At 71.0% G+C, this 13,241-nt stretch carries 15 protein-coding genes; 3 read left to right on the top strand and 12 right to left on the bottom strand.

All coding sequences use genetic code 11. The features are described from left to right. Positions 1 to 9 precede the first annotated feature (9 nt). Together dapB and D466_RS0111805 are read right to left on the bottom strand one after the other, a co-directional pair. The gene (gene dapB, locus D466_RS0111810) at positions 10 to 831 is read right to left on the bottom strand and encodes a 4-hydroxy-tetrahydrodipicolinate reductase (protein WP_026285195.1); all 822 of its coding nucleotides are present in this window, start codon (positions 829 to 831) and stop codon (positions 10 to 12) included. After that, positions 828 to 1,472, bottom strand: a complete 645-nt coding sequence (locus tag D466_RS0111805) for an outer membrane protein assembly factor BamE (RefSeq protein ID WP_018913924.1) — start codon at positions 1,470 to 1,472, stop codon at positions 828 to 830. The genes dapB and D466_RS0111805 overlap by 4 nt, the downstream gene beginning before the upstream one ends. A 121-nt stretch (positions 1,473 to 1,593) precedes the next feature. Here D466_RS0111805 and fur point away from each other — a divergent pair, with 121 nt between their 5' ends. After that, complete coding sequence (gene fur / locus D466_RS0111800) at positions 1,594 to 2,061, top strand: ferric iron uptake transcriptional regulator (RefSeq protein WP_018913923.1); 468 nt, start codon at positions 1,594 to 1,596, stop codon at positions 2,059 to 2,061. Positions 2,062 to 2,148: 87 nt separating this feature from the next. Here fur and hprK read toward each other — a convergent pair whose 3' ends face one another. The 4 genes from hprK to D466_RS0111780 all read right to left on the bottom strand — a co-directional run bounded on the left by hprK (position 2,149) and on the right by D466_RS0111780 (position 5,743). Continuing rightward, positions 2,149 to 3,105, bottom strand: coding sequence for an HPr(Ser) kinase/phosphatase (gene hprK / locus D466_RS0111795; protein WP_018913922.1), 957 nt, complete (start codon positions 3,103 to 3,105; stop codon positions 2,149 to 2,151). Between the two features lie 19 nt (positions 3,106 to 3,124). After that, positions 3,125 to 3,595 carry a PTS sugar transporter subunit IIA gene (locus tag D466_RS0111790; protein ID WP_018913921.1) on the bottom strand — a complete coding sequence of 157 codons (471 nt, stop codon included), beginning with the start codon at positions 3,593 to 3,595 and terminating at the stop codon, positions 3,125 to 3,127. Between the two features lie 157 nt (positions 3,596 to 3,752). Beyond that, positions 3,753 to 4,088, bottom strand: a complete 336-nt coding sequence (gene hpf / locus D466_RS0111785; RefSeq protein ID WP_018913920.1) for a ribosome hibernation-promoting factor, HPF/YfiA family — start codon at positions 4,086 to 4,088, stop codon at positions 3,753 to 3,755. Between the two features lie 263 nt (positions 4,089 to 4,351). After that, positions 4,352 to 5,743, bottom strand: a complete 1,392-nt coding sequence (locus tag D466_RS0111780) for a chloride channel protein (RefSeq protein ID WP_018913919.1) — start codon at positions 5,741 to 5,743, stop codon at positions 4,352 to 4,354. Between the two features lie 132 nt (positions 5,744 to 5,875). Here D466_RS0111780 and rfaE2 point away from each other — a divergent pair, with 132 nt between their 5' ends. Continuing rightward, on the top strand, positions 5,876 to 6,397 hold the full coding sequence (gene rfaE2 / locus D466_RS0111775) for a D-glycero-beta-D-manno-heptose 1-phosphate adenylyltransferase (protein WP_018913918.1): 522 nt from the start codon (positions 5,876 to 5,878) through the stop codon (positions 6,395 to 6,397). Between the two features lie 33 nt (positions 6,398 to 6,430). Here the strand turns inward: rfaE2 and rpoN are convergent, their stop codons facing one another. From rpoN to argS, 6 genes are all read right to left on the bottom strand, one after another. Continuing rightward, positions 6,431 to 8,044 carry an RNA polymerase factor sigma-54 gene (gene rpoN, locus D466_RS0111770; RefSeq protein WP_018913917.1) on the bottom strand — a complete coding sequence of 538 codons (1,614 nt, stop codon included), beginning with the start codon at positions 8,042 to 8,044 and terminating at the stop codon, positions 6,431 to 6,433. A gap of 10 nt (positions 8,045 to 8,054) precedes the next feature. Beyond that, positions 8,055 to 8,846 (bottom strand): LPS export ABC transporter ATP-binding protein, encoded by a 792-nt coding sequence (lptB, locus tag D466_RS0111765; protein ID WP_018913916.1) that lies wholly within the window; start codon positions 8,844 to 8,846, stop codon positions 8,055 to 8,057. Continuing rightward, positions 8,846 to 9,520, bottom strand: a complete 675-nt coding sequence (lptA, locus tag D466_RS0111760) for a lipopolysaccharide transport periplasmic protein LptA (protein ID WP_026285192.1) — start codon at positions 9,518 to 9,520, stop codon at positions 8,846 to 8,848. Before lptA ends, lptB begins: the two co-directional genes overlap by 1 nt. A gap of 70 nt (positions 9,521 to 9,590) precedes the next feature. Next, entirely contained in the window at positions 9,591 to 10,238 is a 648-nt protein-coding gene (locus D466_RS0111755; RefSeq protein ID WP_018913914.1) for a thiol:disulfide interchange protein DsbA/DsbL, read from the bottom strand. 16 nt (positions 10,239 to 10,254) lie between these two features. After that, entirely contained in the window at positions 10,255 to 10,911 is a 657-nt protein-coding gene (locus D466_RS0111750; protein ID WP_018913913.1) for an SPOR domain-containing protein, read from the bottom strand. A gap of 50 nt (positions 10,912 to 10,961) precedes the next feature. After that, on the bottom strand, positions 10,962 to 12,716 hold the full coding sequence (gene argS, locus D466_RS0111745) for an arginine--tRNA ligase (protein ID WP_018913912.1): 1,755 nt from the start codon (positions 12,714 to 12,716) through the stop codon (positions 10,962 to 10,964). A gap of 236 nt (positions 12,717 to 12,952) precedes the next feature. Here argS and D466_RS24455 point away from each other — a divergent pair, with 236 nt between their 5' ends. Further along, a complete protein-coding gene (locus tag D466_RS24455; RefSeq protein WP_018913911.1) occupies positions 12,953 to 13,237 on the top strand; it encodes a PsiF family protein in 285 nt (94 codons plus the stop codon). Positions 13,238 to 13,241: the final 4 nt, after the last annotated feature.

The following is a 13,241-nucleotide window of genomic DNA, read 5'->3' as shown; positions in this document are numbered from 1 at the left end:
GGCGCGCGCTCAGGCCTTCAGCCCGAGCACGTCGTGCATGTCGTACAGGCCCGGCGCACGGCCCGCCAGGAAGCGCACCGCGCGCAGGCTGCCTTCGGCGTAGGTGGCGCGGCTGCTCGATTTGTGGGTGATCTCGATGCGCTCGCCGGTGCCGGCGAACAGCACCGTGTGGTCGCCCACGATGTCGCCGCCGCGCACCACCGAGAAACCGATGGAGCCGGCCTCGCGCTCGCCGGTGTGGCCGTGGCGCGACCAGACGGCGTCGCGCGCCAGGTCGCGCCCGGCCGCGCGCGCCACGGCCTCGCCCATCTTCAGGGCGGTGCCGGAGGGCGCGTCGACCTTGTGGCGATGGTGGGCCTCGATGATCTCGATGTCGAAGCCGGTGGCCAGCGCCTGTCCGGCCTGCTCCAGCAGCTTGAGCACCACGTTCACCCCTACGCTCATGTTGGGCGAGAACACGATGGGAATGCGCCGTGCCGCCTCGTCGATGCGCCGCAGCCCGACGGGGTCGAAGCCGGTGGTGCCGATGACCATCGCCAGGCCCAGGCTCTCGCACACGTCGAGGTGCTCCAGCGTGGCCTGGGGGCGGGTGAAGTCGATCAGGCACTGCGAGCCGGACAGCCCCTGGCGGGGGTCGGCGAGCACCTGCACGCCGGTGTGCAGGCCCAGCGCCGCGCCGGCGTCCTGCCCGAGCAGCGCCGAGCCGGCGCGCGCCAGCGCGCCGCTGAGCACGCAATCGGGGGCCGCCATGGTGGCCTCGATCAGTGCGCGGCCCATGCGCCCGCCGCAGCCGGCGATGGCCACCCGGTGCTTCGCGGCACTCCCGCTCATGGCGTCTGGGGCTGCGGCGAGCCCGACAGCACGCCCTGGTCGGCCTGCTGCGCCAGGCCCTTCAGCTTGTCGATCTCCGCCTGCGGCGCCACCACGGTCAGCGGCCCGGGCTCGGAGGCCGCCTGGGCCGGCGCCTTGTCCGCCAGCTTCTTGCGCGCGGCGGCGATCTCGGCCTGCAGTTGCTCGCGGCTCACCGAGCGCGCCTTGCCGCCGTTGTGCAGGGTGTTGATCTGCGCGACGAACTGGTCTTCCGAGGGCAGCGGATCGCCCTGCGTGCGCAGCAGCTTGCCGTCCTTGTCGAAATAGACGGTGAAACGCCGCACGATGGGCGCGTGGTAGCCCTGGCGCAGGCTGAACACGTATTCCCAGCGGTCGGCGTGGAAGACGTCCTGCAGCAACGGGGTGCCCAGGATCTCGCGCACCTGGGCCTTGGACATGCCGGGCTTGAGCTCTGCGACCATTTCGCGCGACACGAAATTGCCCTGGATCACGTCGAAACGGTAGGGTTTGAACATGCTGGTCAGGTCGCGCTGCTGGGTCTGCGTGCTGCAGGCGCCCAGACCCAGCGCGAGCAGCAGGCCCAGCGCGCTGCCCAGCGCGCTGCGCGCCGGGCGTTTATCCATCAGGAGCGACAGGAACATCGGAGGAGGGTCGAGGACGCATGCCGGGGCACGCGGATTCGGCACCGGACCCTGGGGGGTCTTGTCTTGGGCGCCGGGATGGGCTGAACTATCATGCTGATTCTAAACATCCCCCACTCCCATGACGGTCTCGAACGCCCAAGGCCTGCGCAGCACGGGGTTGAAGGTCACCCAGCCGCGCCTGAAGATTCTGGAAATTTTCCAGAAGGGCGCGATGCGCCACATGACCGCCGAGGACGTGTACCGCGAGCTGCTCAACGACCAGACGCGCGACATCGGCCTGGCCACGGTCTACCGCGTGCTCACCCAGTTCGAGCAGGCGGGCATCCTGTCGCGCACCCATTTCGAGTCGGGCAAGGCGATTTTCGAGATCAACGAAGGCAAGCACCACGACCACCTGCTGTGCCTGGACTGCGGCCGGGTGGAGGAATTCGTCGACGCCGAGATCGAACGCCGCCAGCACAACATCGCGGCCGAGCGAGGCTTCGAACTGCAGGAACACTCGCTGGCGCTGTACGCCACCTGCAGGCGCGAGGCCTGCCCCCACCGCCCGGCGCCTGGCGCATCGGCGGCCGTTTCCGAATCTTAGGCGCCGCGCAGCCGTCGCTGGGCCGCCCCAAGGCGGCTGCGGCCCCCTCGGGGGGCAGCGAGCGTCAGCGAGCGTGGGGGTCGTCCATCAATCGTCGCCGCCCTCGAGCATGGCCAGGCGCTGGCGGTCCTGGAATTCCTTGAAGGTGTCGATGCCCCGCAGTTGCAGGATGGTATTGCGCACCGCGGCCTCCACCAGCACGGCCAGGTTGCGCCCGGCCTCCACCGGGATCAGCACCTTGCGGATGGCCACGCCCAGCACGTCCTGACGCACGTTGCCGGTGGGCAGGCGCTCGAAATCCCGGTCCTGGGTGTCGCGGCGCACCAGGTGCACGATCAGGCGCAGGCGCATCTTGCGGCGCACCGCCGTCTCGCCGAAGATGGTGCGGATGTCGAGAATGCCGATTCCCCGCACTTCCAGCAGGTTCTGCAGCAGCGGCGGGCAGTGGCCCTCGACGGTGCTCTGGGTCACGCGCGACAGTTCCACGCAGTCGTCGGCCACCAGGCCGTGGCCGCGGGAGATCAATTCCAGCCCCAGTTCGCTCTTGCCCAGGCCCGATTCCCCGGTGATCAGCACGCCCAGGCCGAGGATGTCCATGAACACCCCGTGCAGGGTGGTGCGGTTGGCGAACAGCTTGGACAGGTAGGCGCGCAGCACGTCGATGACGAAGGCCGCGGGCTCGTCGGTGACGAACACCGGGATGCCCGAGTCGTCGCAGGTCTTGAGCAGCGCCGGGGGCGCCTCCTGGCCGTCGGCGATGACCAGCGCGGGCGGGCCCAGGCCGACCACGCGGCGCACCCGCCGGCCGCTGTCGGCCTCGTCGGCGTGCATCAGGTAGTGCACCTCGCGCCAGCCGAGGATCTGCACCCGGTAGGGGTGGATGTAGTTGAGATAGCCCACCAGGTCGGCGCCCGAGGTGGCGCCCTGCACGGCGGCGTCGTCGAAGCGGCGTTCCGGGTTGCGCTGCCCGGCCACCCAGCGCCACTTGAGCAGCGAGGTGTTGGCTTCGAACAGGCGGTCCGCGGAAAGGGTGGCGGCTTTCAAGGGGCCTCGGGCCGGCGGCTCAGGCGGCGTGCTGCAAGGTGGCCCAGTCGTGCACCAGGCGGTGCAGCGCGCCGGCGTCGGGCGCGTCGAGCATGCGCTGGCGGAAGCCGTCGTCGGAGAGCATCTCGGCGATCACCGACAGCAGTTCCAGGTGCTTGCCCGAGGCGGCTTCCGGTACCAGCAGGAACACCAGCAACTGCACCGGCAGGTTGTCTGGCGCCTCGAAGGGCACCGGGGCCGCCAGGCGCACCAGCGCGGCGCTGGGCTGCTTGAGGCCCTTGATGCGCCCGTGGGGGATGGCCACGCCCTGCCCCAGGCCGGTGGAGCCCAGGCGCTCGCGCGCGAACAGGTTGTCGGTGACCACCGAGCGGGCCAGGCCGAGATGATTCTCGAACAGCAGACCCGCGAACTCGAAGGCGCGCTTCTTGCTGCTGGCCTCGACGCTCACTTGAACATGGGCCAGCGGCAGGATCTGGGCCAGGGGATTCATGGCATGCGAAACGATGCGGATGGAGTTGGGGCCCTCGGCCCAAGCGCGCCACCGAGGGGCGGACGCGCGAAAGCCGCAGTGTATCGGCTGTCTGGCGGTGTTGGGAAAACCCGATGGTGCGAGGGGCCCGCGGCGCCTGCCGCGGGCCGCGTACGGCTCAGGAGGTGGCCAGGTACTTGCCCGGCACGGCCTGGTGGGCCTGCGTGCGGTTCTTGTGCTCGACCACCTGCCGGTCGATCTTGTCGACGAGTTCGTCGATCGCGGCGTACAGGTCCTGGTCCTGGCTTTCGGCGAAGATGTTGCGTCCCTTGAGTTGCAGATTGCACTCGGCTCTCTGGCGGCGTTCCTTTTCCTTCTGCTTCTCCACCGACAACAGTACGTTGACGCTGATGAGTTGGTCCGAGTGCCGCGTGATGCGGTGAAGCTTGGACTCGACGTAGCTGCGAAGGGCCGGTGTGACTTCCATGTGGTGGCCGCTGATGGTCAGGTTCATGAATCCCTCCTGATTCGAAGAAACCGTGATGACTTGCAGGTATTTACCGGGTTGCGCCGGAAGCGGCGAACCCGGCGATGCCAGTGTGCGCCGCCCGCAAACCAAAAGCAAGCCGCCAGCGCAAGCCCTGTTGCAGCCCCTGGTCAAGCGCCCGCCAGGGCGCGCCAGGCGGCGTGATCTCTGCGCGAACGTGCCATGAAAATTGACCAACATCAGAGAAAAATCCGCAAATTTGCCGAGGCTATCCGGTCCGGTTCCCGCCCTCAGGGCCCTGGCGCCGCCGGCTCGGCGGTCTCTTGCGCCGGCGGCGCCGAACCCAGCGCCTCGGCGTGCTCGCGCAGGCCCAGCGCCTCCGCGTACACCGAGCGGTGGCGCAGCAGGCTGCCCACCACCGAGGCGATCACGCAGGCCGGCATGGCCGCCATGACCACGTTGTAGTTGCGGGTGACCTCGAACATCATGATCGCCGACATGGCTGGCGCATGGGTGGTGGCCGCCAGCAGGCTGCCCATGCCCACGAGGGTCCACAGGGCCTGCGAGTGGCTGGCTTCGGGCACCAGCAGCAGGTGCGAGACCATCAGGCCCATCGCGCCGCCCAGCGCCAGCGTCGGCGTGAGCACGCCGCCCGGGATGCCGGCCGCGCTGGCCGCTGTGACTGCCACCAGCCGCAGCACGAACACCAGTGCCAGCGTGCTCAGCGTCCAGTGGTCCACCAGCATGGACTGCACCATGCTGTAGCCGTTTCCCCAGACCTCCGGGCGGATCAGCGAAAGCAGCCCGATGAGCAGCCCGGCCAGTCCCATGCGCAGCGGCAGCCAGTTCACCCGCGCCTGCCAGGCCCGGCGCGTGCTGTCCAGCAGCCACAGGAACAGTGGGCCGAGCAGCCCGGCCATCAGCCCCAGCAGCGAGGCGTCGAGCAGGTCGATGAAGTTCACCGGGGGCACGGCGTGGGCCAGGTACAGCGGCCCGGTGGCGAACAGGCTTTGCGTGGTGAGTTCGCCGATCACTGCGGCCACCAGCACGGCGGCGATCTCGCGCAACTGCAGGCCGCCCAGGATGATTTCGGCGACGAACAGCGTGCCGGCGATCGGCGCGTGGTAGGCGGCGGCGAAGCCGGCCGCCGCGCCGCAGGCCACCACCAGGCGCTGGTGCGCGGTGTCGGCGCGGCCGATGCGCCCGATGATCGAGGAGATCAGCGCGGCGAACTGGATCATCGTCCCTTCGCGCCCGATGGTGATGCCGCCGCTGACCGCGACCAGGGAACTCGTCGTGCGCACCAGGTTGGGCGCCAGCGGCAACTGGCCGTTGCCCACGCGCACCGCCTCCATGTATTCCGGTCCGCGCGGGCGCTTGATCCAGCGCTGTCCGGCCCACATCATCAGGCCGCCCAGCGCCGCCGCCAGCGGCGGGATCGCCGCGCGTTGCCAGCCCGGCAGCGAGCGCGCGGCGGTCACCAGGTGCTCCGCGTGGTCGCTGTACAGGTTCATGATCAGGTACATGGACTGGCGGAAACCTTCGACCGCGATCGAGCTGACCGCGCCGACCACCGCGGCGATGAGCAGCATCGGAACCATCGGGTCCAGGCCGTAGCGCAGACGCTCGACAAGCAGGCAGGCGTGTGCCCGCAGGCGCGGGCTCTGGGGGGAATCGGTCATGGGTTCGGGAAGGCGGGCGGGGAGCTGCGTCGCGGGAACGTTGTTATATGGTACCTTTTGTTCCATTCAAGACCGTTTTTGCCGGGCGAGCAAGTACCTGTCCTAGTTTACGAGTCTGCGACAATTCGCCGGATGGCCCAGGCTCCCACCACCGTTGCCGCTCCGGCGGAGCTTCCCGCCGCGCTGCAGGCGAAGATCTGCCCGCGCGAGCGCGCCGGCGCCGCCGTCGCAGGCCTGGCGCGCCCGGTGGTGTTCACCAACGGGGTGTTCGACATCCTGCACCGCGGTCATGTGAGCTACCTGGCCAGCGCGCGCGCGCTGGGCGGCAGCCTGGTGGTGGGGCTGAATTCCGACCTCTCCGCACGTTCGCTGGGCAAGGGGCCGGAGCGCCCGCTCAACCCGCAGGATGATCGCGCGGCGGTGCTGGCCGCGCTGCAAAGTGTCGACCTGGTGGTGCTGTTCGACGAGTCCACGCCGCTGGCGCTGCTCGCGGAACTGCGCCCCGACGTCTACGTCAAGGGCGGCGACTACGAGGTCGAGCGCCTGGCGGAGACCGCGCTGGTGCGCTCCTGGGGAGGTCGCGCGCATGCGCTGCCCTTCGTCGAGGGGCGGTCCACCACCTCGCTGGTGCAGCGCATCCGCGCCTCGGGCTGAGGCTAGGCCCGCCGGGCGCTGCCGGCGCGGCGCTCAGACCACCTTGCGCTGGGTCGCCGGCGCGATGCGCAGGGCCTCACGGTATTTCGCCACGGTGCGCCGCGCCACCGTGATGCCCTGCGCGGCCAGGCGCACGGCGATTTCGCCGTCGGACAGCGGGCTCGCCGGATTCTCCTGCTGCACCATGCCGCGGATCAGCGCGCGCACCGCGGTGCTCGACGCGCTGGCGCCGCTGTCGGTGGCCAGGCCCGAGCCGAAGAAGTACTTGAGCTCGAAGGTGCCGTGCGGAGTGAGCAGGTACTTTTGCGTGGTCACCCGTGAAATGGTCGATTCGTGCAGTCCCAGCTCGTCGGCGATCTCGCGCAGCACCAGCGGGCGCATGCCCAGTTCGCCGTCGCTGAAAAAGGCCTGCTGGCGCTCCACCACCGCCTGCGCGACGCGCTCGATGGTCTCGAAGCGCTGCTGCACGTTGCGCACGAACCAGCGCGCTTCCTGCAGCTGGCCCGACAGGCCGCTGCCGTCACGCGAGCGCCGCAGCAATTCGGCGTACAGCGAATGGATGCGCAGCTTGGGCAACACCTCCGGGTTCAGCACCGCGCGCCAGCGCGGGCCCACGCGCTGCGCGATCACGTCGGGCACCACGCTTTGCGCGGCCTGCGCGGCGAAGCGCGCGCCCGGCCGCGGGTCCAGGCGGGCGACCAGCTGCTGCGCCGAGCGCAGCGCCGGCTCCTCGGCCTGCAGGGCCCGGCCCAGGCGCTTCCAGTCCCGCTTGGACAGCCATTCCAGGTGGGCGGGCGTGCACAGTGCCAGCGCCAGCTCGCGCGTGGCGTCCGCGGGCAGGCGCAGCAGTTGCAGGCGCATGCACTCGGCCAGGCAGGAGGCACCGACGCCGGCGGGGTCGAAGCTCTGCACCAGGCGCAGGCCCACGCGCAGTGCCTCGCCCAGCGCCTCCAGTTCCTCCGCGCCGCTGGAGGGCGACAACTCGGCGGCGAGCTGCTCGGGGGTCTCGGGCAGGTAGCCGTAGTCGTCCAGGGAGTCGATGACCGCCTCGGCCGCGGCGCGGTCCTGTGGCGACAGCGCGCGCCCGGTCAGCTGCGAGCGCAGGTGCGCGCGCAGGTCCTGGGCGGCATGCGCCAGGCTCAGCGGGTCGAACTCGTCGTCGCTCTCGCCTCCGGACTGCCAGGTGGTCGCGGCGCCCTCGTCCCAGTCGCCGCCCTCGCCGGGCTCCGGGGGCTCCGGGCGTTCCGCCGGATCGGCACTTTGCGCGCCGTCGCGCCAGTCCTCGGCATCCAGGCGCAGTTCGGGCGCCTCCGGCGCACCGTCGGCGGGGCCCGGGACGGATTCCAGGCGCTCGCCCGCGCGCTCGGCGCTCGGCGCGTCGGACTCGCCGGCTCCCGGCTCCGGCACGGATTGCGCGGCCTGCTGCTCCGCGGCCTGTGCCTCTTCCCGCCCGGCCTGGGCGGCGTCCTGCGACGGCGCCGCATCGAGGTGTTCCTCGTCGGGCTCCAGGAAGGGGTTGAGTTCGAGCATCTGCTCGACCTCCTGCTGCAGTTCCACCGTGGAAAGCTGCAGCAGGCGGATGGACTGCTGCAGCTGGGGCGTGAGCGCCAGGTGCTGCGACAGCCTCAGATTCAGGGACTGCTTCATGGCCGCGTTCTCAGAGCCGGAAGCTCTCGCCCAGGTACACCTTGCGCACCGCGGGGTTCTCGACGATTTCCTGCGGCTGCCCGACGGCCAGCACGCTGCCTTCGCTGATGATGCAGGCGTGGTCGCAGATGCCCAGGGTCTCGCGCACGTTGTGGTCGGTGATCAGCACGCCGATTCCGCGCGACTTGAGGAACTGCACGATACGCTGGATCTCGATCACGGCGATCGGGTCCACCCCCGCGAAGGGCTCGTCCAGCAGGATGAATTGCGGGTCGGTGGCGAGCGCGCGAGCGATCTCCACGCGCCGGCGCTCGCCGCCCGACAAAGCCGGCGCCGGCGTGTTCGCCAGGTGCTCCACGTGCAGCTCGCGCAGCAGCTGGCCCAGGCGCTGCTCGATGGCCTCGCGTGCCGGTGCGCGGCCCTTGGCGTCGCGCTGCAGTTCCAGCACCGCGCGCACGTTCTCGGCCACCGTCAGCCCGCGGAAGATCGACGCTTCCTGAGGCAGGTAGGAAAGCCCCAGGCGCGCGCGCCGGTACATGGGCATCTGCGAGATGTCGCGCCCGTCCAGGTGGATCTCGCCGGCATCGGCGCGCACCAGGCCGACGATCATGTAGAAGGACGTGGTCTTGCCGGCGCCGTTGGGGCCGAGCAGGCCCACCACCTCGCCGCTGCGCACCTCGAAGCTGACGTCGCGCACCACGGTGCGCCCGCCGTAGCGCTTTTGCAGCTGGCGCACGCTGAGCAGCCCGCCGCGCGCGGCAGGCTGCGGCGCCGGGGAGCGCTGCTCGGGAGCCGCTCCCATCAGTGCCCCTCCAGCGTCGGCGACGCGCGCAGCCCGGGGGCGCTGGCCGCCGCCGTCGCCGTGGAGGCCGTGGAGGCCGCGGAGGCCGGGGCGCGCGGCGCCAGCATCACGCGCACCCGCCCATGGGGGTTGGAAGAATCCACTCCCGCCTTGCCGGATTGCACGGTGAACACGTCGGTGAGGTCGTTGTAGATGATCACGGCGCCTTGCGCGCGGTCGCTCAGGTGCCCGTCCAGCGAGCGCTCCAGCACCGCGCGCCCGGTCAGGGTGATGACGTCGCTGCGCCCGTCGTAGTGCAACTGCAGCGCGCGTCCGTGCACGGTGGGGCGCGGCTGCCCCGGCGCGGCGTCCAGGGTCTGGTCGAAGGTGGCGAGCTGCGCGGCGCTGCCGTAGGCGGTGGCGTTGTCGTAGCCGTCGGCGTCCTGGTGCACCTCCACGCGCGCGGCATGCAGCACCAGCGTTCCCTTGGTGATCGTCACATGCCCGGTGAACACCGTGGCCTGTGCCACGTTGTCGAAGTGCATGTCGCCGGCATCCACCAGCAGCGGCTGGGTGTTGTCCGAACGCAAGGCCCAGGCGCTGGGCAGGCCCGCGCCGAGCATCACCGCTGCCGCCAGCGCCGCCCCCCGCAGCGCGGCGGCGGCGCGCTGCATCGGCACGAAGTTTGCTTTCATGCTGCGCATTGTAGGCACGCCGGCATGGCGGCGGCTCGCCCCACGATGCGGCTCGCGGCCGCCGTGGGGATCAATGCTTCATATCGGCGCGGACCTTGGCGATCATCTGGTCCACGCCTTGCAGCACCTGCGGGTTGTCGGGGGTCTGCGGCATCGAGGCCGACAGCGCGTAGGTTCCCTGCACCACCAGCGTGGGCACGCCGGCGATCTGGTAGTCGGTGACCATCTGGGTTGCCCGCTTGGCCTCCATCTGCACGCCGAAGGAATCGAAGGCGCCCAGGAAGCTCTGCCTGGGCACGCCGTGCGCGGCCAGCCAGTTGGCCATCTGCTGCGGATTCATCAGCACGATGTGTTGCTGGTGGATGGCGGTGAAGATCGGCCCTTGCAGCTGATCCACCTTGCCCAGCGCCTTCAGCGCGTAGTAGAGCTTCTGCTGGTTCTCGAATTGCGGCGCGAAGGCCACCGGCACACGCTCGAGCACCACGTCGGGCGGCAGCTTCTTCGCCCAGGCATCGAGCAGCGGCTCCATGGCCGCGCAGTGCGGGCAGTTGTACCAGAAGAACTCGGTCACCACGATCTTGCCCTTCGGGCTCACGGGCTGCGGCGTGGCCAGGCGTTCGTAGCCCTGGCCCGGCTGCAGTTGCGCGGGGGCGGCTTGCGCGCCCGCCGTGAAACCCAGCAGCGCCGCCGCCGCCACACGCATCCACCAGCGCATCATGTTGCTTCCTTCCGGTTCAGGGTCCGACGCGCACGACGGCCGAGCCGATGCCGCTGTCGTTGAGGGTCTTCTGCGCCGCGTCGGCCTGCGGGGCCGTCGGGAACGGCCCCACGCGCACGCGCCACAGCGTGCGCCCGCCGACGTTGCGCTCGTCGAGGTGGGCTTCCAGCCCGGTCAGCGCGACCTTCGCGCGCTGGGCCTCGGCATCGCCGCGGTGGCTGTAGGCGCCGATCTGCACGATGTACTGCACGCCCGGAGTGGCCGCCGCGCTGGCCGCCGGAGCTGCCGCGGTCGCCGTCTGCGGAGCCGTGCCGCCCGCGGTCGCGCCCTGGGCGCCGAGCACGCCGCCGGCCGGAACGCCCAGCGATTCGATGGCATGCGCCGACAGCGGCGCGCTGGCCACCTTGCCGGCCAGGCCCGCGCCGGTCACCGCCGCGGGCGGCGCCGCGGTGCCGCTGAGGCCGGCGTTGGGCTTCCAGTTCGCAGCCTCGGACGCGGCCATGCTCGGGCGCTGCTGGTAGCGGTTCATGAAGGGCAGCGAGGCCCGGTTCATGTACACGGCCGAGGCCAGCGCGATCGCCAGGCCCAGCACCAGGCCGATGATCAAGCCGAGCAGGGTGCCGCCGCGCTGCTGCGCGCTCTGGCTGCGGGATGTGCGGGAGGAACGGGGCATGGTGTGTCGGGTAGGGCTCGGGAAATCGCGCCCGTGGGGGCTGGGCGCGTTCACATGCGCTGCGGGCTGCTCACCCCCAGCACGCACAGGGCATTGTGCAACACCTGGCGCACGGCCAGCAGGAGTGCGAGGCGGGCGTGCTTGAGCGCCGGATCGTCCACCAGCACGCGCTCGGCGTTGTAATAGCTGTGCACGCTGCCGGCGAGCTGGCGCAGGTAGAAGGCCACGTCGTGCGGGCTCAGGTCGGCAGCAGCCTGGCGCAGCATATCCGGGTATTGCGCGAGCAGCATCAGCAGCTCCATTTCCCGGGATCCGTCCAGCGGGGACAGATCGCAGCCGGCCAGCTGCGATTCCTGCCCGCCGTCGCGCTCGGCCCATTGCGCCAGCACCGAGCAGATGCGTGCGTGCGCGTACTGCACGTAATACACCGGGTTGTCGTCGCTTTGCGCCAGCGCCAGGTCCACGTCGAACACGAACTCCGTGTCGGCCTTGCGCGAGACCAGGAAAAAGCGCACGGCGTCGCGGCCGCGACGCAGCGCCGCCTCGCGCTCCTCGGGCGTCTGCCCCTCGCGCACGCCGCCGGACCACTCGATGAGGTCGCGCAGGGTCACGTAGCTGCCGGCGCGCTTGGAGATCTTCACCTCCTGCCCGCCGCGCATCACCGTGACCATCTTGTGCAGCACGTACTGCGGGTAGTCCTGCGGAATCCGAGGGTCGGCGCCGCGCAGCCCGGCGCGCACGCGGGCGATGGTGCCGTGGTGGTCCGAGCCCTGGATGTTCACCGCATGGCGGAAGCCGCGCTCCCACTTGGCCAGGTGGTAGGCGACGTCGGGCACGAAATAGGTGTAGCTGCCGTCGGACTTGCGCATCACGCGGTCCTTGTCGTCGCCGAACTCGGTGCTGCGCAGCCACAGCGCGCCGTCGGACTCGTAGGTGTGCCCGGCGGTCACCAGTGCATGCACGGCCTCGTGCACGCGCCCGTCCGCGTACAGGCTGGATTCCAGGTAGTAGTTGTCGAAGGCGATGCCGAAGGCCTTCAGGTCGATGTCCTGCTCGCGACGCAGGTAGGTCACGGCGAAGGCCCGGATGGCCTCCAGGTTCTCCACCTCGCCGGCGCCGCGCACCGCCTGGCCGTCGGCCGCCTGCACGGTGGCCCCGGCCAGGTAGTCGCGCGCGATGTCGGCGATGTATTCGCCGTTGTAGGCGGCTTCGGGCCAGCCGGGCTGGCCCGGCGCCAGGCCGCGCGCGCGCGCCTGCACCGACAGCGCCAGGTTGCCGATCTGCACTCCGGCGTCGTTGTAGTAGAACTCGCGGCTGACCGCCCAGCCCTGCGTGGCCATCAGCTCGGCCAGGGTGTCGCCCAGCGCCCCCTGGCGCCCATGGCCCACGTGCAGCGGTCCGGTCGGGTTGGCCGACACGAACTCCACCAGCACGCGCCGCGCCGGATCCACCGCGGCGCGCCCGTAGGCCTCGCCCTCGTCGAGCACCTGGCGCAGCACCTGGTGCTTGAGCGCGGCGGCCAGCGTGAAATTCACGAAGCCGGGGCCCGCGAGGGACGCGGATTGCAGGCCGGCGGCCAGTTCCGCGTCCGCCTGTACCGCCTCCAGCAGCAGCTGGCCGATGTCCCGCGGGTTGCGCCCGACCCGGCGTGCCAGCTGCAGCGCCAGCGTGCAGGAAAAGTCGCCGTGTCCGGCGGCCTTGGGGCGTTCGAGCAGCGTGGCCGCGCCCAGGCTCTCGCCGGGCGCGAGCAGCCTTGTGGCCGCGGTGACCAGGGTCTCGTTCAGCCGGAGGAGGTAGTCGCGCATGATGGGCCGGAGTTCAGGGGTCGTGCCCGAGCGGCCGCCCGGGGATGCGATCACCGTGGCCGGCAGGGACAAAACCCGTCATTCTAAGATGCACCCCCTGTCCGCGCGGCGCGGTCCCACCCTGGGCCAGGAGCAGCAACAGCGTGAGTCTACGGGGGCGCATGCCCGAATCCACATGCCTGGGAAGGTTTCGCGCCCTGTCGCGGCCAGCCGCGGGCGCGCTCGTGGCGGCCGGGATGGCGCTGAGCGCCGCGGCCCTGGTGCAGCCGGCGCGCGGCGCCGTGCACCCGGTGATTCCGCGGCCGGCTTGCGAACAGGCGCCCGCGCGCAGCCTGGCGCAGGCCGAGGCGCTCCCGCCGGCCTGCCGCGGCCCGCTGGTCGGCGCGCGCCCGGCGCCGCGGCGCCTGCCGGGGCGCCAGCAGCATCGCATGCGCTGGTGCAACGAGCAGGCGCGGCTGCACGCGTTGCGCGGCGAGCAGCGCCAGGAGTTCATCCGGCATTGCCTGCACCGCGGCGGCTGAGCCG

It is taken from the genome of Thiomonas sp. FB-6 (genome assembly GCF_000377645.1).
Taxonomy (GTDB): Bacteria; Pseudomonadota; Gammaproteobacteria; order Burkholderiales; family Burkholderiaceae_C; genus Thiomonas_A.
The sequence above is the reverse complement of the archived record's forward strand: the minus strand, read 5'-3'. Positions and strand labels throughout refer to the sequence as shown.